The sequence below is a fragment of the Ruegeria sp. HKCCA6837 genome (assembly GCF_013034475.1).
In the GTDB taxonomy this organism is placed as follows: Bacteria; Pseudomonadota; Alphaproteobacteria; order Rhodobacterales; family Rhodobacteraceae; genus Ruegeria.
The window spans coordinates 38784-58164 of the sequence record NZ_WQGD01000005.1 but is presented as its reverse complement, the minus strand read 5'-3'; the positions used below and the strand labels follow the sequence as shown (position 1 = coordinate 58164).

Here is a 19381-nt window from a genome sequence, read left to right as displayed (position 1 = left end):
CTTTGAGCGCAAAGAAAAACCTCACCGCTGGTTAGGGCGGTGAGGTTGGGAATTCCGTGTTTGGAACGAAAAGAAGATCAGGCGATTTCTGCCAGGCGGGCGAGCGCTTCGTTCAGTTTCGCCTCTTCCTCTTCACGGGCGGCAAGATTGGCTTTGGCTTCTTCGACAACCTCTTCCGGGGCCGAGGCCACGAATTTAGGGTTGTTCAGACGTCCGCGCAGACCGCCGAGTTCCTTGGCCAGTTTGGTTTTGGCTTTTTCCAACCGTTCTTTTTCTGCACCGATGTCGATGATGTCGGCCAGTGGCAGTCCGAAGGAGGCCCCGGGGGCGGCGATAGAGATGGTGCCCTTGGGCAGTTCGTCGGCCTTGGTCAGGCTGTCGATCCGCGCCAGGCGTTTGATCAGCGCCTCGTTGCGGTCCCATGCGGCTTGGCCGTCGGCGTCGATTTCAGTGACGAGCATCGGCACATAGAGCCCCGCCGGGACGCGCATTTGTTGACGGGCCGAGCGGGTGTTTTCGATCACCGAGATCACCCAGTTCATCTCACGATCCGCATCGGCATCCACTAGATCAGCAGCGGCGTAGGTGGGCCAGTCGGCATGGACGACCATCTTGGTTCGCGCGCCGGTCAGGCCCCACAGTTCTTCGGTGATAAAGGGCATGATCGGGTGCAGCAGGACCATGCACTGATCCAGAACCCATCGCATCGTGGCGCGGGTTTCGGCCTGAGCCTCGGCGTCGTCGCCTTGTAGCAGGGGTTTTGACAGCTCCACATACCAATCGCAGACCTTGCCCCAGACAAAGGCGTAAAGACCGTTGGCCGCGTCGTTGAAACGATAGCTTTCCAGCGCCGCGTCAACCTCTTCGCGCAAGCGGGCGGTTTCGCCGATGATCCAGCGGTTCACAGCGGCTTTGGGTTTCAGGTCGGCCACGTCCAGCTGCGGCACGGCGTCGGTGAAGACCTCGTTCATCTCGGCAAAGCGGACGGCATTCCACAGTTTGGTGCCGAAATTCCGATAGCCGGTGATGCGCTCGCGCGACAGTTTCAACACGCCGCCAATCGCGGCCATCGAGGCGTTGGTAAAGCGCAGCGCGTCGGCGCCGAATTCGTCCACGATCTCCAGCGGGTCGATAACGTTGCCGGTGGTCTTCGACATCTTCTTGCCCTTCTCATCGCGGACAAGCTGGTGCAGGTAGACGGTGTGGAACGGGATTTGATCGACTACGGCCAGTTGCATCATCATCATCCGGGCGACCCAGAAGAACAGGATGTCGAAGCCGGTGATCAGAACGTCCGTGGGGAAGTAACGCTCCAGCTCCTCGGTCTGTTCGGGCCAGCCCAGCGTGCCGATGGGCCAGAGGCCGGAGGAGAACCATGTGTCGAGGACGTCGGGATCGCGCCAAACCGGGTAGACCAGCTTGGTTGGATCCTGTTCGACTGCATATTGAGCCAGGCTTTCCGCAAATTGATGGATGGCTTCCTGCTTGTCAGCGACTTCGATAACCGTCGCGTGGCTCAATGGACTTGGAATGTTGGCATTGTCGTCCAGGAACTTCTCGGTAACGGCTTTCAGGTTCGCTGCGCACTCCATGACGTTACCACGGTGCAGCATGCCGCCTTCGTTCAGCAAACGGCCCAGTTCGACCAGATCAAGATCACCGTCGTTTTCGTCGTCCTCGAAGTTCTCAGCCGAGAGATCAAGGCCATACCAAACCGGAATCTGATGACCCCACCACAGTTGGCGTGAGATGCACCAGGGCTCGATGTTTTCCAGCCAGTGGTAATAGGTCTTCTCGCCCGATTCAGGAATGATTTTGACCGTGCCGTCCTTGACCGCATCCAGCGCGGGGCCGACGACCTTGGCGGCGTCGACGAACCACTGGTCGGTGAACATCGGCTCAATGACGACTTTCGAGCGGTCGCCAAAGGGCTGCATGATCGGTTTGCTCTCGACCAGCGGGACCAACGCAGCCGGGTCGTCATCCTCGCCCAGCTTGGTGCCCAGACGCGGGTCATCCGCGCGAGTCATCACGGCCAGGCCGTCAGCGGTGATCTCTTCCACCACCTTCGCCCGCGCCTCGAACCTATCAAGCCCGCGCAGGTGATCGGGGATCAGGTTGATCGCGTCGATTTCGTTCTCGGTGAATGCTTTGCCGCGCGCGTATTCCTGCGCCTTGTCGGCTTCGTCGGCGTAAGGCGCGCCATCGGCTCGCATCGCGCCTTTGGTGTCCATCAGGCGGTACATCGGAATGCCGCCGCGCTTGGCCACCATGTTGTCGTTGAAGTCATGCGCACCGGTGATCTTTACCGCGCCCGAGCCGAAATCGGGATCGGGGTAGTCATCAGTGATGATCGGGATCTGGCGGCGATGCTCTTTCGGACCAACCGGGATTTCGCAAAGTTTCCCGATGATTGGCGCGTAACGCTCATCCGACGGATGGACCGCCACCGCGCCGTCGCCCAGCATGGTTTCGGGGCGGGTCGTGGCAATGGAAATATAATCCCGCTCCTCGCGGAAGATCACATTCCCATCTTCATCTTTTTCCAGATACTCATATGTCTCGTCACCGGCCAAGGGGTATTTGAAGTGCCACATATGACCGGCGACCTCAATATTCTCGACCTCAAGATCCGAGATCGCGGTCTCGAAATGCGGGTCCCAGTTGACCAGACGCTTGCCACGATGGATCAGGCCCTTTTCGTACATATCGACGAAGACCTTGATCACGGCGTCGTGGAAGTTGGCCGAGTTCTCATGCCCCGTGCGTGGATCACCTGCTGCACCGGCCATGGTGAAGGCGTTCCGCGACCAGTCACACGATGACCCCAGACGCTTCAGCTGTTCGATGATTGTACCGCCATACTCGCCCTTCCACTCCCAGACTTTCTCCAGGAACTTCTCACGGCCCAACTCGCGCCGACCGGGCTGCTGCGTGTTGGCCAGCATCTTCTCGACCTGCATCTGCGTGGCGATGCCCGCGTGGTCCTGACCGGGTTGCCACAGCGTGTCGAACCCGCGCATCCGGTGCCAGCGGATCAGGATGTCCTGCAACGTGTTGTTGAATGCATGACCCACATGCAACGCACCCGTGACGTTGGGCGGCGGGATCATGATGGTAAAGCTTTCGTCGCGCGATTTGTTCGCGCCTGCCTTGAAGGCTCCGGCCTGTTCCCAGGCTTCATAGATGCGGGCCTCGGCCTCAGCCGCGTTGAATGTCTTTTCCATCGCCATGGGGTGCGTCCTGCGTCAACAAATTCGGGTCAGCGCCTGCAATAGCGAATGGAGGCAGGAAGGGAAAGGCCTTGCGCGCTTAGCTCATGCTAAAGCGGGTTTTGAAATAGGCGTCCACGCGCTGATAGGCAGGTTCGTGGAAATCCAGCGTCAGCAGCGAGTGATCCTTGCCGGGATATTCCACTGTCTCCAACAGATCGCCGAAAGCCCGCTCCAACGCTTGCATCAGTTTCTTAGGTGCCAGTTTGTCTTCGGAATACCGCATCGCCAGCCCGGGTCCCTTAGCGGTCATGCCTGCAGACGCTGCGCCGATATCCTGCAGGCTCATGTGAAGATGCTTACCACCAAATATTGGCAAAGCAGGTTGACTGGCGACCCCGCCGACAACGGCGTCTTCGGCCATCAAAGTCAGGGCAAAACTGCCTGTCAGGCACATACCGATGACACCTACACCGGCGCTACCTTCGCGCTGTTTGATCTCATGAGTAAGGGCACGCATCCACCCTGCGATGGGGCTTTGTTTGCCTCTGGCGAAAATGTTGAACTCTTTCCGAACGCAAAATAGACGGGCGGTGTTTTTGGCCATCTCGACCTTGCCGTAGGTGCCGAACAGATGTGGCAGGTAGGCACGAAAACCCGATGCGTTCAGCTTTGCTGCCAGCGCCAAAGTCTCTGGTCCGATTCCGGGCAATTCCTGAAGGATCAGGATCGGTGGCCCCTCTCCGCCGACATAGACGTCATGTGTCACGCTCTGACCGCCAGTTAGCGTAGCGGAAAAAGGAAAAACGGTGTCGTGGGTCCAGGTCATGACCAAACCTACTCCAACATCTGGCAGGCACAAACGAATTTCCGTGAGCCCCGCTGGACATCGTCGGGGCACGGGCTAGGCTCGGCCGCAAGATCCATAAGGAGGACCGTCCATGGAAAAATTCGGCAGGAGCCAGCCCGTCAAACGGACCGAAGATCAGCGGTTCCTGACTGGGCAGGGGCGTTACATGGATGATGCCGTGCCTGAAAATGCGCTGTTTGCTGCCTTCTTCCGCAGCCCGGTTGCCCATGGAGAAATTACAAATTTGGACCTTGAGGATGCGCGCTCTGCCGAAGGTGTGCGACTGGTGATGACGTTGGTTGATCTGGCAGCTTCGGGCATCGACACGGTGCTAAACGCCGCCGTTCTACAAAACCGCGATGGATCGAAGGCTGCGGCTCCGGAGCGGCACATGCTGGCCAAGGACCGCGTGCGCTTTGTCGGCGAGCCGGTGGCGGTTGTTATCGCGGACACGCTGGCACAGGCGCAGGACGCGGTTGAGTTGATCTGGATGGACACGGAAGAGCGCCCTGCCAAGCTGGACGTGAAGGCAGGCGGTGAGATTCTGCACCCAGAAGCCCCCGACAACCGGGCCTTTGATTGGGGGCTGGGTGACGAAGCCGCCACCGAGGCCGCTTTTCAGGACGCGGCTCATACCGTGTCGCTGAACGTGGAGGACAACCGGGTCATCATCAGCTCGTTGGAACCACGCGGATGTCAGGCCGATTGGTCCGATGGTCGTCTGCATTTTTCTTACGGCGGGCAGGGCGTCTGGGCGATGAAAGCGCAACTGGTTCAAAAGCTGAAGCTTGATGCTGAGGATATCCGGGTCACCACGCCGGATGTGGGCGGCGGATTCGGCATGAAAGTGATGCCATATCCCGAATATTTCTGCGTCGCTGTCGCTGCGATGAAGTTGGGCCAGCCAGTGCACTGGATGTCGGACCGGTCCGAGGCGATGCTGTCCGATCACCATGGCCGCGACCTGCACTCGTTGGCCGAACTAGCCTTTGACGCTGATCACAGGATCACGGCCTACCGCGTTCACAGCAAGGTCAATCTTGGTGCTTACAACAGCCATTTTGGTCAGGCGATTCAGACAAGCCTGTTCAGCAAGGTTCTGATGGGTGTCTATGACGTGCAAACTACCTACCTGCGGGTCGAGGGGTTCTATACCAATACAACGCAGGTCGATGCGTATCGCGGTGCGGGCCGCCCCGAGGCGATCTATGTGTTGGAACGCGTTATGGACCGTGCAGCGCGTGAGTTGGGGGTTGATCCGTGGGAGCTGCGGCGTAAGAACTTTATCTGCCCCAACAATTTTCCTTACACCTCGGCCACTGGCGAAACCTATGATGTCGGCGATTTCGACATGATCCTCAGCCGCGCAGCCAGCCACGCCAAGGGGTTTGCGGCGCGCAAAGCGAAAGACGCCGAGCGTGGCCTGATCCGGGGGCAGGGCCTATGTTACTATATCGAAAGCATTTTGGGTGACCCTTCCGAGAACTCAAAGGTCGAATTTTGCGAGGATGGTACGGTGAACCTTTATGTAGGCACTCAATCGAACGGGCAGGGGCATGAGACGGTTTATGCCCATTTCCTGTCGGACCAGACCGGTATTCCCATGGATAAAATTACGGTCATTCAAGGCGATACCGACAGGCTTGCCCATGGCGGCGGCACGGGTGGATCGCGTTCGGTGACGGTGCAAAGCACCGCGACCCTGGCGACCATCGAAAAGATGATCGCCGCATTCACGCCTTATCTTGCCGATAAGATGGGGGTCGAGGAAAACGATGTGAGTTTTGACCACGAGACATTCCGCGCGCCGGGGTCCAACCTGACGCCGACCCTGACCGAAGCGGCCGAGATGGCGCGCATCGATGGACGTATGGATTTGCTACAGCATGAAGCCCGCTCCAACCTGGATGCCCGCAGCTATCCCAACGGCGCGCATGTTGCCGAAGTCGTGATCGATTCTTACACCGGGGAAACGTGGGTTGATCGCTATACGGTCGTTGATGATTTTGGTAATCTTATCAATCCGATGCTGGCCGAAGGGCAGGTTCATGGCGGGGTGGTTCAGGGCATCGGACAGGCGCTAAGCGAGCGTGTTGTGCACGATGCACACGGGCAACTGCTCACGGCTTCGTTTATGGATTACGCCTTGCCCCGTGCGACTGACATACCCATGATTAAGTTTACCTCGGTGCCGGTTCCGTCAACCTCGAACCCGATGGGCATGAAAGGGTGCGGTGAGGCTGGTACAGTGGGCGCGCTGGCCGCGGTGGCAAACGCGGTTCAGGACGCGCTCTGGGATCACGGGGTGCGGCAGGCGGATATGCCTTTCACACCTCAAAGAGTATGGGAATTGCTGACGCATGAATCTGTCGCGGCTGAGTAGAAAGGTTCTGGGATGGCTCGGACGGCCCCTGCGGTCCGAACATTCTGCCGAGGTTCTTCACCGCGAACCGCTCAGCCATGTCATCATCCTTGACGGCACTATGTCGACGCTCGAACCGGGGTTCGAGACCCATGCGGGGCAAACCTTGCGGCTGTGTTGCGAAATGGGCAGCAAGGTTTCGGTTTTTTATGAGGCAGGCGTGCAGTGGGAAAGCTGGAAGTCCTCGCTGGATGTGATGATGGGGCGGGGTATCAACCGCCAGATCCGCCGCGCCTATGGCTATCTTGCCTCACGCTACAAACCTGGGGATCGGATTTATTTCATTGGCTATTCGCGTGGGGCGTACGGCGTGCGCAGTCTGGCCGGGGTGATCGATATGATCGGTCTGCTCAAGGCCGAACACGCGACCGAGCGCAACATCCAGCAAGCTTATCGCCACTATGAATGCAATCCCAGCGGCACCGCCGCACGCGATTTTCGCCGCAAGTTCTGCCACGACGGGGTTGAGATCGAGATGATCGGGGTCTGGGATACGGTCAAGGCGTTGGGCCTGCGACTGCCGCTGTTGTGGCGCTGGGCCGAAGAACGCCACGCCTTTCACAACCATCAACTGGGCCCTTCCACCCGCCACGGCTATCACGCGATGGCGTTGGACGAGACACGCGAGGTTTTCGACCCGGTGCTTTGGAAATGCACGCCTGAGTTCAAGGGTCACGTAGAACAGGCCTGGTTCCGCGGAACTCATGGCGATGTCGGCGGGCAGTTGAACGGGTACGAAGAGGCGCGACCGCTCAGCAACATCTCTTTGATCTGGATGCTGGACAAGGCCGAGATGCACGGGCTGCCGCTGCCTGAGGGCTGGCGTGATCGCTTCCCCATTGATCCACATGCGCGTTCGGTGGGCACGTGGCGCGGTTGGGGCAAGATTTTCCTTCTACGCAAACACCGCAAAGTAGGCCGCGACCAATCCGAGCGTCTGCACGTCTCGGTTTCACCAGACGAACTACCCGGTTGGGTGGCGATGCCGAACCTGCCGTCACATCCTGCGCAGTAGGGATTAGTCAAAAAGCACTGTTGCAGACGAGTTGGATAGCGTTTCTAATGCTTCCGCGATGTCTCGTTCGATGTTTCGCGCTAGGGATAAGTCAGGCAGCTGAGATATTGGGAAAAACCCGACCGCGCTGGTTTCGCTTCCCGTCTTAGGGTCGTCCTGTCCTACCTCATCGCATAAAAAGAACAGCTTATAGTAATCACGCGCATCTGCCGGGTAAGGGTGTCGCGCCTTATGGCGCAAGGCGTACAGGTGTCGTGCCTGAACCCGAAGCCCTGCTTCTTCCCAGACCTCACGCTCGATGTTTTCCGCCGGAGAGCTGCCGATATCGGCAAAGCCGCCGGGCATCGACCACCGACCGTCACTACGTTCGCGCACCAGAAGGATGTGGTCATCCCGGATCACCGCGCCGCGAATGTCGATACTAGGGGTTGCATAGCCGCCCGCATGGTCTGTGATCAGCCCTTCTATCCGCGAAATCGGCACCTGACCGAGATCAGCCAGCATGGCGCGGGCCATGGCGGCGATCTCGTCGTAACGTTCCCGGTCAAAAGGGTCTTTGGTGAAATGCTGGCCGGTTTCAGACAGGGCCAACAGGCGCTTTGCACGGGCTAGCCAGGTATCCTCCATTGCTGTCGGATCCTGGCGCATCTGTGTCACCGGCGTCGGTCGCGGCGCGCGCTCATGGGTTGGAAGGCCACGCCCACATGCGCCTCGCAATAGGGTTTGCCTGCTTCAACGGGCAGACCGCAGAACCAGAAATCTTCTGTCGCTGGATCGCCGACCGGCCATTTGCAGGTTTTCTCGGTCAGTTCCATAAGCGTCAGCTTCTTGGCCTTCTTTTCGACCTCGTTGACCTTTGCCAACGCCTCGGGGCTGATCTCGTTGGCCGACGGCTGTGGAGGCAACGGTTGACCAGCAGGGATGATCTGACGGCGGGCAGGCACGGCCGGTTTGGCCTCGGCCGCGGGGGCAGGGGCCGGACGTGCGGGTTCGGTCTTGGGCGCAGGCTTTGGTTTGGCCTCGGCCTTGGGTGCCGGAGCTGGTTTTTCCTTTGGCTCTGACTTGGCCGGAGAAGCGCCCGCTGCCCGGTTGGACAGGCCCAGGCGATGCACTTTGCCGATCACCGCGTTGCGGGTCACGCCGCCCAATTCTTTGGCAATCTGGCTGGCCGACTGGCCTTCGCCCCACATCTTCTTCAGCAGTTCTACGCGCTCGTCTGTCCAGGACATCGTTAGCCTTTCAAAAGCGGAAAGCGGCCCCGGATTCGGGCCGCCTTGGGAAATCGTCTCAGCCCCCTATTCTAAACACTGCAGCCCGAGTTACAAGCTGTCTTCGAATCAGGTTGAGGGTAAACCATGCAGAATTCCGCAGAACAGACCGCGCGCCGCTTTGGAGCGGTCAACTGGATGGGCCTTTATACGCTGGCGCAGCGTGAAACGTTGCGCTTTCTGGCGGTCTGGACCCAGACCATTCTGGCACCGCTTGTGACGGCCGGGTTGTTTCTGCTGATTTTTAATATTGCTATCGGCCCCAGCCGACCGGATGTCATGGGCGTGCCGTTTCTGGTCTTTCTGGCACCGGGGATCATGATGATGACCGTGATCCAGAATGCCTTTGCAAACACCTCGTCTTCGATGGTCATTTCCAAGGTGCAGGGCAATATCGTGGATACCCTGATGCCACCGCTGTCGCCGCTTGAGATTCTGCTTGGCTATCTGGCGGGGGGAATTGCCCGAGGCATCCTGATTGCATGCGTCGTCGCTGTTGCGCTGGCACTGGTTCTTGGCATCGTGCCACAAAACATCATTATCGCGATGATCTTCGTCGTTTTGGGCGGGGCTTTCATGGGCGCGCTTGGTTTGTTTGCCGGGATTTTTGCAAACAAATTTGACCAGATGGCGGCCATTACCAATTTCATCGTTACACCGCTGGCGTTCCTGTCGGGGACATTTTACTCGGTTCAGGCGCTGCCACCTGTGCTGAACCGTCTGACCCACTTGAACCCCGTCTTCTATCTGATCGACGGGTTGCGTTATGGCATGATCGGAGTCTCAGACAGCTCACCCTGGTTGGGTATGGTGGTTTGTTCCTTTGCAACCCTTGTGATCGGAGTGATCACCTGGCACATGCTGCGCACAGGGTACAGATTGAAGGCTTGAACAGAACCCCCCGTGTAAACTGTCTTTTACCGGTCATTTTTGGCGCCTAACCGCTTCGCGCCAAACCAGAATCAACCCTCCGGTCAGAATGGTAAAAGACCCGATCAGGCTGATCCGGTCCGGGATCACATCGAACACCAAAAAGTCATAGAACGCTGCAAAAACCAGCGTCGCATAGCTGATCGGCGCCACAAAAGAGGCATCCGCCCGGGCCATGCCGTTGACGAAACAGGCTTGCGCACAGGCCATCAAAGCACCGATTCCAGCCAATGCTGCCCATTGTTCCGAAGTTGGCGCCTGCCACACCGCAATCACCGCGACAGAGGCAATTGCCAATCCCATCGCGTTGTTCACCAGCAAAATCTGGATGGGAATTTCGCGGCCAGACAGCTTTTTGATGAAAATCAGCTCCATTCCGATCACGGCGGCCGCGGTCAAGGCCAACAAGGCAGCAGGTTGAAAGCTGGCAGGGGTTGGGCGCAACAGAATCAATGCGCCTACAAGGGCGACCGCTGCGGCCAGCCAACGCCAGGTACCGACCCCCTCTTTCAGAAGCGGGATCGCCAAAACCATGGCGAAGACCGGATTCAAGAAGGAAATCGCGGTGGCATCTGCAATCGGGATATACGCGACCGATGCGAACATAAGCGTAATTCCCAACCATCCAAAGCTGGAGCGCCCGATATGCAATCCCCAATGCGGGCGTTTGAGCTGTGGATGCAAAATCGCGACCGCACTGATGATCACCAGAAAAGCAAACAAAAAACGCCCATGGCTGATCTGCATAGGGTGCAGCGGCGGGCCCAACGCATCCGTCCCAAGCGCCTTTGCCAGCAGTGTTGTGCCAGCCAACAGAGCGCTGGCGGCAAAGATCAACAGGGCTGCAAGGGCGGGGTTTTGGCGTGCATGCGTCATGTCTCAGCGGTGCGGCAGATAGGCGCGAAAGACAAGAAGGAAATCCTGATTCGAGCATCGCGTGGCGATAATTATCGACGATACATTTAGAGGGTTCCCAGATCGAACTTACGCCGCTATACGACCGGCATGATCAAAACCGCACATATCATGCGACTCCGACGCCGACGCCTGACCGCGTAACCGGCCCGTTTGATCTATTGCGCGTTCAAAATCTGCGCAAACCCCACCAAATCTGTTGACGACCAAGGCTCTCGTGTATCACTCACAGGGCTCAAGCTATTCGAAAAGGATGATCCGATGATCCCGTCCGTTCTGCCGACCTATAACCGTGCGCCCCTGACATTTGTGAAGGGCGAAGGCGCCTGGCTGACCGAGGCGGATGGCCGACGTTTCTTGGACCTCGGGGCGGGGATCGCAGTGAATGCGCTGGGCCACGCGCATCCGGCACTGGTGGCCGCACTGACCGAACAGGCGCATGCCGTTTGGCATGTCTCGAACTTGTACAACATCCCACAGCAGCAGGCGCTGGCCGACAGACTTGTGGAACACACCTTTGCCGATACGGTGTTCTTTACGAACTCCGGCACTGAATCTTGCGAGTTGGCCGTGAAAATGGCACGTAAGCATTTCTATGAGAAAGGTCAGCCCGAGCGGGTCGAGATCATAACCTTTGACGGCTCATTTCATGGCCGGTCCTCGGCTGGTATTGCCGCCGCTGGGTCCGAAAAGATGACCAAAGGCTTCGGCCCGTTGCTGCCCGGCTTCGTTCATCTTGCCTTCGGCGATCTTGACGGCGTCACCAACGCTATAACCGATAAAACCGCAGCGATCCTGATCGAGCCGGTTCAGGGCGAAGGCGGCATCCGCCCGGTGCCTGATGCTGAACTCAAAGCTCTGCGTCAAATTTGCGACGACAACGGTCTACTGTTGATCCTTGATGAGGTCCAATGTGGTGTTGGCCGTACCGGCAAGCTCTTTGCGCATGAATGGGCCGGGATCACTCCCGATATCATGATGGTCGCCAAAGGCATTGGCGGCGGTTTCCCTCTTGGCGCGGTGCTGGCAACCGAAGATGCCGCCTCGGGCATGACGGCTGGCACCCATGGCTCGACCTATGGCGGCAACCCGTTGGGCTGCGCTGTGGGCTGCGCTGTGATCGATCAGGTCGCAACGCCAGCTTTCCTCGAAGGTGTAAACCGCAAGGCCGGCCTTCTACGTCAAAAACTCGAAGGTCTGATTGCCGACCACCCTGATGTATTCGAAGAGGTTCGCGGCTCTGGCCTGATGCTTGGTCTCAAGTGCACGGCACCCAACATCGATGTCGTGAATGCGGGGTATGACCACGAGGTCATCACCGTCCCCGCCGCGGACAACGTAATCCGCCTCTTGCCACCACTGACATTGACCGAGGATGACATCGCACAGGCCATGATCCGCCTCGACAAGGCCGCGAAACAAATCGAAACCCAGCTTGCGACGGCCTAAGCTTCATCTTTTCCCAAATACTCCGGGGGTGTGGGGGCTGGCCCCCACCCGTCATCAGCCAAAAAGCGAAGTAAAATGAACCATTTCCTCGACATCCATAAAACCGACGCCGCCGACCTGCGGGCCATGATTGATCAGGCAGGTGCAATGAAGCAGGCGCGTCTAGGTCGACCCAAGGCAGCACTTGATCAGGAGCAACCGCTGAAAGACCGGATGGTCGCGCTGATCTTTGAAAAGCCTTCGACCCGGACGCGCGTATCCTTTGACGTTGGCGTGCGCCAGATGGGTGGGCAGACCATGGTGCTTTCGGGCAAGGACATGCAACTGGGCCATGGCGAGACGATTGCCGACACAGCCCGCGTGCTGTCCCGTTATGTCGACATGATCATGATCAGGACCTTTGATGAAACGATCCTGACCGAGATGGCAGAATACTCGGACGTGCCGGTGATCAATGGCCTAACCGACCGCACGCATCCCTGCCAGATCATGGCCGACGTGCTGACGTTCGAAGAACATCGCGGCCCCATCGCAGGTAAAAAAGTGGTCTGGACCGGAGATGGGAATAACGTCTGCGCCTCGTTCCTGCACGCGGCGGGCCAGTTCGGGTTCGATCTGACGTTCACAGGTCCGGCGCAATTTGATCCCGAAGAAGAATTCATGGGTTTTGCCCGCCAGAAGGGCTCGCAAATCGTGGTGGAACGCGACCCGTTCAAAGCCGTTGAAGGGGCGGACCTGGTGGTCGCGGACACATGGGTTTCGATGCACGATTCCCAGTCTGCCAAAGAACGCCGCCACAACCTGCTGCGCCCCTATCAGGTCAACATAGAACTCATGTCACACGCCAAACCGGATGCGTTGTTTATGCACTGCCTGCCCGCGCACCGTGAGGAAGAGGCAACTTCTGAGGTGATGGATGGTCCGAACTCGGTCATTTTTGACGAGGCCGAAAACCGCCTGCACGCGCAAAAGGCTGTCATGCGGTGGTGCCTGGGCGTTTAGGCTCGTCGGCGGATATCCCAAACCTTTAGCTTGGCGAGCGTCCGTGCGCTCGCCAATAGAACCAGAACGCATAACGTGGTCTTGGTCATGGTTTCCATCGTTCCCTCGATCAGCATCGCGTGAACAACACTGCCGATAATCGTCACCATTGCTAGACCGGTATGGCTAAGTCGCCAAAGGCGAAACCGCAGGTTCAAACGTTGGCGCATGACACCCAACAGAGCCGCTGCAAAAGCTGACCACATCGCGATGACACCCCAATTCGAAAACGGGGTGGCTGAAACAAAAAGCAAGGCGTCGACTACGTCTGGCGGGCTGGTGATCCATAGACCTCCCACATGGATCAATATGGCCACGATCAGGGCCAATCCACACCGCCTGTGCCAATGGCGGCTGGACACAGGGGAAAGTCCAGGCAACCAGTGCCCGGCCAGCAGCGGTTGCAGCAGCAAAAGGCACATTCCGATAATGCCCGCAAATCCGGCGAGAATGTAGATCGGATCACGCCACGCCAGATAAGGGCTATAGGCCGCTGCGATGATCGGGATAGCAAGCGCGGCACTTAACAGCACCCAGATCAAACTGCGCCTCAACACTTCTTAAAGCGGCTGCAATACAAAATGCGCGGCTAGTGTCTTGTCATCTGCACTCGACATCACGGGGCGCAGGAAAACGGTCTCGAACTCCCCGCTGTCATAGGCCAAATGCCCGTGAGGTTGACCGAAGGCGGGCACGATCTGCGGCATCTCCAGCCGAAACTCACCCTTCGCATCCGTCAACGTCGCGCCATGGCTGTGCGGATCGCGCTCGTGCCCCTCGGTCGTGTGCGCCCAGATCTGAATGCGTTGGCCGGGCAGGGGGGCTCCGTCGCCTGCACGCCGCACCGTGCCGGTCATCCAGAAGCCACCGCCACCGATCCGGTTCACGATAGGTGCTCCGGAACGGTAATTGTTCGATCCGCCTCGCATAGATGGCGTTGGCGCAAGCCCGCTCGCGCGTGCTGGAAACAAAAGCCCCGAGGCCCCAGTTGCCACAACAGCGGCACTTTGGGTGATCAGTGAACGACGGGAGAGCAACGCGTCAACCATTGAGAAACCTCCAATCCGCGACCGTTTTCGGTCCGACAACGATACTCAAGATAGCATGGTTCCGATGGATTCCGAGGCGCACCGGATCATAAAATCCTACTCTCACGGTTCTGTGAGACGGACAGGGGCAGCGGCAGCGAATCTCTTTGACGTTTCGTTTTACAAGGTGCGATGTTTGTATTCATCGTGTCTGAAACGAAAGGTCGTGCCATGACACAAGCGGATAAAGTCTCAGCCGAGGACATAGCTGCCTTCCGGCGCAACGGTGCAGTTGTTCTGAGGTCCAAATTCTCGCGCGACTGGCTGTCGTTGTTGAGTGAAGGCATCGACGCCGACCTTGAAAATCCGACCGACAATTTCACACGCCATACCAAGGACCCAAGCGCTCCCGGCTATTTCGAGGATTACTGGGCCTGGAACAAAATTTCCCAATTTACCGAATTCGTTCATCACTCTCCCTGTGCACCACTTGCTGCTGAACTGCTTGGGGCTCCGTCTGTCAATCTTGTCATGGACAACTGGTTCTTGCGGGAAGCGGGATCAACCTCGCGCCCACCTTTTCATCAGGATCTGTCCTACTTCGATTTTGAGGGCACTATGTGCGTGCTGTGGCTGCCGCTGGAGCCGGTGACGAAGGAAAACGGTATCGCCTTCGTCAAGGGATCACACCTCTGGAACAAGCTTTTCATGCGGGTGCGCTTTGCTGATGGGCATCCGAGTTATGAACCGACTGAAGTTGCCGGGCAAACCTATCACCCGCCACCTGATGTAAACGCGGACCCCGAAGCGTATGACCTGTTGCAATGGGATCTGGAGCTTGGGGACTGCATCTTTTTCGATATGCGAACGTTACATGGCGGGCTATCCGCGACGACCCCGTCGGAAACGGTCCGCCGTTTCACCCTTCGCATGACTGCACCAGATGGAGTCATCCGATACCGCGGCGACTGGGCCGAAGACGAGCGCGCGCAGTTCGAAGCCGCGGGTTATGGCGAAGGCGATAAGATCGACGGCCCCTTTTTCCCCCGCTTATGGCCCCGCTAAGCGGGGGGGGGGCAATGCACCCAATCTGTGCGTTTGCGCACTTTATTGGGCGGAATAAGCGTCTATCTCTTGTTTGAGCGAACGATGGATGGCTTTGCCATCTGCAACCAAGGGAGTGCTGAAATGAGTTGGAATCCGACCCATAATCCTGATTGCGTCTCGGAAAACCCGGCGCTGGACACGCTGATCATCCCGCGTGCCCGCGATCTGGGCGGGTTCGAAGTGCGCCGCGCATTGCCTTCAGTGAAACGACAATTGGTTGGCCCGTTCATCTTTTTCGATCAGATGGGTCCTGCCGAATTCATCACCGAAGGCGGTATCGACGTGCGCCCCCATCCGCATATCGGACTGGGCACAGTGACCTATCTGTATCAGGGCGAGTTTGAGCACCGCGACAGCCTTGGCACCCACCAGATGATCTATCCGGGTGAGGTCAATTGGATGGTCGCGGGGCGAGGTGTTACACATTCCGAACGCACAAGCGACGAAACGCGTGGTAAAAAGCATAGTCTTTTTGGAATCCAGACGTGGATCGCCTTGCCCGAAGCGCATGAGGATATGGCCCCTGATTTCGAACATCACAAACAGGCCGCGCTGCCGCATCTTCAGGACGCGGGTGCTAGCGCCCGGTTGATTCTGGGCTCGGCCTATGGCGAAACCAGTCCGGTGACTATGTTGTCCGAAACCTTCTATCTGGACGTGCAGCTTGAACCCGGTGCCTCGTTCCCGCTGCCCGATGATCAAGAGGATCGCGGCGTTTATGTCACTCAAGGCTCGGTCGAGATCGCAGGCGACACGTTTGAAGAAGGCCGTATGATGGTTTTCCGCCCCGGCGACAAGCTGTCGGTCAAAGCGGGCCCCTTGGGTGCGCGGCTGATGCTGCTGGGCGGCGCGACGCTGAACGAGGACCGGTATATCTGGTGGAACTTCGTTTCCTCTTCGAAAGAAAAGATCGAAACCGCAACGCGTGAGTGGAAAAGCGCCGATTGGGCCAATGGTGCGTTCCATTTGCCACCGGGTGACGATCAGGAGTTTATCCCTATTTCTGAAGAGCTTGAACGGACCAAACCTCGGTTGGCACGTTGACAAGTGCCCCGAAAAGCGGCGGGGTTGTGTAACAGGTCGTTTGCGGTGATCCTTTCAGGTATTTCTGAGGGGGCATTATGAAACTCGTAATTGCAGGTGCGGGCAGCATTGGTTGTTATTGCGGAGCATTACTGGCTCGAGCGGGCCATTCCGTCACCCTGCTGGGCCGCGCCCGTGTGCTTGACCCGATCCGCCAACACGGGCTGACGGTTACGGATTTCGATGGGCTTAATTACACAGCACCAGCCAATACCCCAGACCTCAGCCAAGATCCAACTTGTTTGGCTCATGCAGAATTGGTCATCGTCACTGTCAAATCGGGTGCCACTGCGGATATGGCCGAACAGATCGCTGCTGAGGCACCGTCGGACGCGCCGATTCTGTCCTGGCAGAACGGGATCGAAAACGCTGCGACCTTGCGTGCTGCCTTGCAGGGGCGAGATGTCCGTGCCGGAATGGTGCCCTTTAACGTGGTGCCTAGTGGACCTACTACCTATCACCGGGCCACCTCGGGCGAAGTCGTCATCGAAAATGGGCCCGGAGATCTGGCCGAGCGTCTCAGCAGCCCGGATCTGCCTGTTTTGGCGAGTGATCAGATCGAGGCCGTGCAATGGGGCAAACTGTTGATCAATCTGAACAACGCGCTGAATGCGCTGTCGGGTTTGACGATCGTGGATCAACTGAAAAGCCGCGACTGGCGTTTACTTGTTGCGGATCAGATGGCCGAGGCGCTTTTGGTTCTCAAGGCGGCGGGGCACCCAGTGGCATCGACCACGCCGCTTCCGGTTTGGATGACCCCGCATATCCTGCGGCTGCCGACTCCGCTGTTTACCCGCGTCGCCGCCCGGATGCTGACGATTGATCCCAGTGCCCGGACGTCTATGGCCTATGATCTGATGGCTGAACGACAAACGGAAATCGACAGTTTGCAAGGCCACATAATACGGTTGGGCCATGAAACCGGGGTGCCGACGCCCATCTGCATACAAGTGTCCGACCTGATCAAACACGCGCCTGATCACCCGCTGACCCCGGATCAGATCAGGTTGTAAGACCCCTTAGGCGAAAGCAGTTAGCATCCAAAAGATTATGGCTGACATGGTCGCGGCAGCAGGTACGGTGATGACCCAGGCCGCTACGATGGTCATAAAATGCGAGCGCCGCACCAGTTTACGACGGCGGTACTCTTCGGGTGCCAGATTATGCCCTGTTGCACGCAGCAGGTTGGCGCGTTTACGTCGCCGTTCGGAGTCCCACTCGCGGAAAAAGCCCACACCAAAAACTGCGCCAACTGCGATATGGGTCGAGCTGACAGGCAGCCCCAGCCAACTGGCCACGATCACGGTGATCGCCGCCGAAAGGGCGACACAGAAAGCCCGCATAGGGTTCAGCTTGGTGATCTGGCTACCGACCATCCGGATCAGTTTGGGGCCAAATAAGAACAGACCAAAGGAAATCCCAAACGCGCCGATAATCATTACCCAAAGCGGAATTGAGACCTTCGACGCGAAATCCCCGAATTCTGCCGCGTGCACAATCGCGGCCAGAGGGCCAACCGCATTGGCCACGTCATTTGCGCCATGGGCGAAACTCAGGAACGTGGCCGAGATGACCAGCGGCAAGCCAAACAGAGCTTTCAGTGACCGCGTTCGGTTTTCAAGCCCTTCGGACTTGCGTCGCACCCATGGGACGGTGGCGGACCAAGACAGCAGACCTGCGCCCAACCCGATTAACAGCGCCATCTCAAGTTCGATTTTAACGATGCGTTTAAGCCCCTTTACGGTAAGATAAGTGGCAAAGGCCCCTGCCATCACTGCCACAAGGATGGGCACCCATTTGCGGGCCGCCGCGATCTTATCATCCTGATTTTGAATCTTGGTCTGGATCAGCGCCAGAAAACCGGCGGAAATCAAACCACCCAGTACAGGCGAGATCACCCAACTGGCCGCAATTGCGCTCATCGTGCCCCAATTGACTGCACTTAGCCCCGCTGCTGCAATCCCGGCCCCCATGACGCCTCCGACAACCGAGTGCGTAGTCGACACAGGCGCGCCGACCCAAGTTGCCAGATTGACCCACATGGCAGACGAAATCAGTGCTGCCATCATCGCCCAGATGAAAACGCTGCTGTTCTGAACAGACGCAGGATCAATGATCCCCTTGGAAATGGTCGAAACCACATCACCACCTGCCAGCAACGCACCTGCGCTTTCGGCGATGGCCGCGATCAAGATGGCCCCGCCCATGGTCAGTGCGTTTGCACCAACGGCTGGACCCATGTTGTTGGCCACATCATTTGCGCCAATGTTGATCGCCATATAGGCCCCAAAAGCGGCAGCGGCGACCACGATGTAGCTGCCATCGGCCTGACCAAACAGAACGGCCGCTGTCAGTCCTGCAACGACCATGAACGCCAACGCGATTCCCGGTGCCAACAAAGGACGGGAAACGTGTATGTTGGCGTTTTCAACGCGAGAAATGCGATGCAGGTCGCTGTCCAGCGCCTGCCAGCGCGGCTTGGGGTTTGTGTCAGACATGGGCTTGATCAGTTTTTCAAAGACGGCCCGCAGCTAACGTTTCGATGCTGCAAGGACAAGCCGCATGTCATCAATTTGTTGCGAAGTTGTTACATTTGACGCAGCAGCGACTGTAGTTCAGGTTCCTGCACCTGCGTGGCGGCTTCGGCCGGTGAAAACCACTTTCGTGTCCGCTGATGGGCTTCGGGGAAGTCTTCGACCAGCTTGCGCACCACAATCCGGTATACATTGGTCAGCACCGGTTGCGTCGACCCGTCCTTGAGGATTTTGTCGTAAGTAAAGTGACCGATGGGTTTCTTGTCCACCTTGTCCGCCCGCACTCCGGCCTCTTCCCAAGCCTCCTGCAGCGCCGTTTCGGCCCCGTCCAGACCGTCAATCGGCCAGCCCTTTGGAATGATCCAGCGCCCGGTATCCCGACTGGTGATCAACAGAACCTCATTCTGCCCTTTGTGTTTTCGGGTGCACAAAGCCGCGAACTGCACCCGTCTGGGGCGCAGGAACAAAGGCCGACCAACCTCTTCCCAGATATTTCGCAGTTTTGAACCCATCCGCAGCGTATCAAC

The 19381-nt window shown here is 58.1% G+C and carries 17 protein-coding genes; 8 read left to right on the top strand and 9 right to left on the bottom strand.

The annotated features are described in order from the left end of the window. Positions 1–77: 77 nt before the first annotated feature. Together GOV91_RS09130 and GOV91_RS09125 are read right to left on the bottom strand one after the other, a co-directional pair. Positions 78–3233 (bottom strand): valine--tRNA ligase, encoded by a 3156-nt coding sequence (locus GOV91_RS09130; RefSeq protein ID WP_171235266.1) that lies wholly within the window; start codon positions 3231–3233, stop codon positions 78–80. A gap of 79 nt (positions 3234–3312) precedes the next feature. Continuing rightward, a complete protein-coding gene (locus GOV91_RS09125; protein WP_171235265.1) occupies positions 3313–4041 on the bottom strand; it encodes a dienelactone hydrolase family protein in 729 nt (242 codons plus the stop codon). A 112-nt stretch (positions 4042–4153) separates the two neighbouring features. Between GOV91_RS09125 and GOV91_RS09120 the strand changes: the two genes are divergently transcribed. After that, positions 4154–6445 (top strand): xanthine dehydrogenase family protein molybdopterin-binding subunit, encoded by a 2292-nt coding sequence (locus GOV91_RS09120; protein ID WP_171235264.1) that lies wholly within the window; start codon positions 4154–4156, stop codon positions 6443–6445. Next, complete coding sequence (locus GOV91_RS09115; protein ID WP_171235263.1) at positions 6423–7499, top strand: DUF2235 domain-containing protein; 1077 nt, start codon at positions 6423–6425, stop codon at positions 7497–7499. Before GOV91_RS09120 ends, GOV91_RS09115 begins: the two co-directional genes overlap by 23 nt. Positions 7500–7502: 3 nt before the next feature. Here the strand turns inward: GOV91_RS09115 and GOV91_RS09110 are convergent, their stop codons facing one another. Then, a complete protein-coding gene (locus GOV91_RS09110) occupies positions 7503–8147 on the bottom strand; it encodes an NUDIX hydrolase (protein WP_217352025.1) in 645 nt (214 codons plus the stop codon). A gap of 5 nt (positions 8148–8152) precedes the next feature. Continuing rightward, positions 8153–8728 carry a GcrA family cell cycle regulator gene (locus GOV91_RS09105; RefSeq protein WP_171235262.1) on the bottom strand — a complete coding sequence of 192 codons (576 nt, stop codon included), beginning with the start codon at positions 8726–8728 and terminating at the stop codon, positions 8153–8155. Positions 8729–8854: 126 nt separating this feature from the next. On the opposite strand from GOV91_RS09105, the gene GOV91_RS09100 reads away from it, so the two are divergent. Next, a complete protein-coding gene (locus GOV91_RS09100) occupies positions 8855–9658 on the top strand; it encodes an ABC transporter permease (RefSeq protein ID WP_171235261.1) in 804 nt (267 codons plus the stop codon). A gap of 33 nt (positions 9659–9691) precedes the next feature. Here GOV91_RS09100 and GOV91_RS09095 read toward each other — a convergent pair whose 3' ends face one another. Further along, entirely contained in the window at positions 9692–10573 is an 882-nt protein-coding gene (locus GOV91_RS09095; RefSeq protein ID WP_171235260.1) for a DMT family transporter, read from the bottom strand. 300 nt (positions 10574–10873) lie between these two features. On the opposite strand from GOV91_RS09095, the gene GOV91_RS09090 reads away from it, so the two are divergent. Next, complete coding sequence (locus GOV91_RS09090) at positions 10874–12061, top strand: aspartate aminotransferase family protein (protein WP_171235259.1); 1188 nt, start codon at positions 10874–10876, stop codon at positions 12059–12061. A 75-nt stretch (positions 12062–12136) separates the two neighbouring features. Then, positions 12137–13063, top strand: a complete 927-nt coding sequence (gene argF / locus GOV91_RS09085; RefSeq protein WP_171235258.1) for an ornithine carbamoyltransferase — start codon at positions 12137–12139, stop codon at positions 13061–13063. Here argF and GOV91_RS09080 read toward each other — a convergent pair. Both GOV91_RS09080 and GOV91_RS09075 read right to left on the bottom strand, forming a co-directional pair. After that, positions 13060–13644, bottom strand: coding sequence for a ferric reductase-like transmembrane domain-containing protein (locus GOV91_RS09080; RefSeq protein WP_254440632.1), 585 nt, complete (start codon positions 13642–13644; stop codon positions 13060–13062). The genes argF and GOV91_RS09080 overlap by 4 nt on opposite strands. A gap of 18 nt (positions 13645–13662) precedes the next feature. Then, positions 13663–14151, bottom strand: a complete 489-nt coding sequence (locus GOV91_RS09075) for a twin-arginine translocation pathway signal (RefSeq protein WP_171235256.1) — start codon at positions 14149–14151, stop codon at positions 13663–13665. A gap of 210 nt (positions 14152–14361) precedes the next feature. Between GOV91_RS09075 and GOV91_RS09070 the strand changes: the two genes are divergently transcribed. The 3 genes from GOV91_RS09070 to GOV91_RS09060 all read left to right on the top strand — a co-directional run bounded on the left by GOV91_RS09070 (position 14362) and on the right by GOV91_RS09060 (position 17333). Then, positions 14362–15195, top strand: coding sequence for a phytanoyl-CoA dioxygenase family protein (locus GOV91_RS09070; protein WP_171235255.1), 834 nt, complete (start codon positions 14362–14364; stop codon positions 15193–15195). 123 nt (positions 15196–15318) lie between these two features. Then, positions 15319–16281: a pirin family protein gene (locus GOV91_RS09065; RefSeq protein ID WP_171235254.1), complete on the top strand. Its 963-nt coding sequence runs from the start codon at positions 15319–15321 to the stop codon at positions 16279–16281. A gap of 77 nt (positions 16282–16358) precedes the next feature. Continuing rightward, positions 16359–17333: a 2-dehydropantoate 2-reductase gene (locus GOV91_RS09060; protein ID WP_171235253.1), complete on the top strand. Its 975-nt coding sequence runs from the start codon at positions 16359–16361 to the stop codon at positions 17331–17333. A gap of 6 nt (positions 17334–17339) precedes the next feature. Here GOV91_RS09060 and GOV91_RS09055 read toward each other — a convergent pair whose 3' ends face one another. Together GOV91_RS09055 and GOV91_RS09050 are read right to left on the bottom strand one after the other, a co-directional pair. Next, positions 17340–18818 carry an inorganic phosphate transporter gene (locus GOV91_RS09055; protein WP_171235252.1) on the bottom strand — a complete coding sequence of 493 codons (1479 nt, stop codon included), beginning with the start codon at positions 18816–18818 and terminating at the stop codon, positions 17340–17342. Between the two features lie 89 nt (positions 18819–18907). After that, positions 18908–19366: an NUDIX hydrolase gene (locus tag GOV91_RS09050; RefSeq protein ID WP_171178093.1), complete on the bottom strand. Its 459-nt coding sequence runs from the start codon at positions 19364–19366 to the stop codon at positions 18908–18910. Positions 19367–19381: the final 15 nt, after the last annotated feature.

Excerpts from the sequence above, each read along its gene's own strand:
- GOV91_RS09050 (WP_171178093.1), bottom strand. The coding sequence starts at position 19,366 with ATGGGTTCAAAACTGCGAAATATCTGGGAAGAGGTTGGTCGGCCTTTG.
- argF (WP_171235258.1), top strand. The coding sequence starts at position 12,137 with ATGAACCATTTCCTCGACATCCATAAAACCGACGCCGCCGACCTGCGG.
- GOV91_RS09110 (WP_217352025.1), bottom strand. The coding sequence starts at position 8,147 with ATGCGCCAGGATCCGACAGCAATGGAGGATACCTGGCTAGCCCGTGCA.
- GOV91_RS09090 (WP_171235259.1), top strand. The coding sequence starts at position 10,874 with ATGATCCCGTCCGTTCTGCCGACCTATAACCGTGCGCCCCTGACATTT.
- GOV91_RS09055 (WP_171235252.1), bottom strand. The coding sequence starts at position 18,818 with ATGTCTGACACAAACCCCAAGCCGCGCTGGCAGGCGCTGGACAGCGAC.
- GOV91_RS09130 (WP_171235266.1), bottom strand. The coding sequence starts at position 3,233 with ATGGCGATGGAAAAGACATTCAACGCGGCTGAGGCCGAGGCCCGCATC.
- GOV91_RS09095 (WP_171235260.1), bottom strand. The coding sequence starts at position 10,573 with ATGACGCATGCACGCCAAAACCCCGCCCTTGCAGCCCTGTTGATCTTT.
- GOV91_RS09100 (WP_171235261.1), top strand. The coding sequence starts at position 8,855 with ATGCAGAATTCCGCAGAACAGACCGCGCGCCGCTTTGGAGCGGTCAAC.
- GOV91_RS09115 (WP_171235263.1), top strand. The coding sequence starts at position 6,423 with ATGAATCTGTCGCGGCTGAGTAGAAAGGTTCTGGGATGGCTCGGACGG.
- GOV91_RS09120 (WP_171235264.1), top strand. The coding sequence starts at position 4,154 with ATGGAAAAATTCGGCAGGAGCCAGCCCGTCAAACGGACCGAAGATCAG.
- GOV91_RS09065 (WP_171235254.1), top strand. The coding sequence starts at position 15,319 with ATGAGTTGGAATCCGACCCATAATCCTGATTGCGTCTCGGAAAACCCG.
- GOV91_RS09075 (WP_171235256.1), bottom strand. The coding sequence starts at position 14,151 with ATGGTTGACGCGTTGCTCTCCCGTCGTTCACTGATCACCCAAAGTGCC.
- GOV91_RS09125 (WP_171235265.1), bottom strand. The coding sequence starts at position 4,041 with ATGACCTGGACCCACGACACCGTTTTTCCTTTTTCCGCTACGCTAACT.
- GOV91_RS09105 (WP_171235262.1), bottom strand. The coding sequence starts at position 8,728 with ATGTCCTGGACAGACGAGCGCGTAGAACTGCTGAAGAAGATGTGGGGC.
- GOV91_RS09070 (WP_171235255.1), top strand. The coding sequence starts at position 14,362 with ATGACACAAGCGGATAAAGTCTCAGCCGAGGACATAGCTGCCTTCCGG.
- GOV91_RS09060 (WP_171235253.1), top strand. The coding sequence starts at position 16,359 with ATGAAACTCGTAATTGCAGGTGCGGGCAGCATTGGTTGTTATTGCGGA.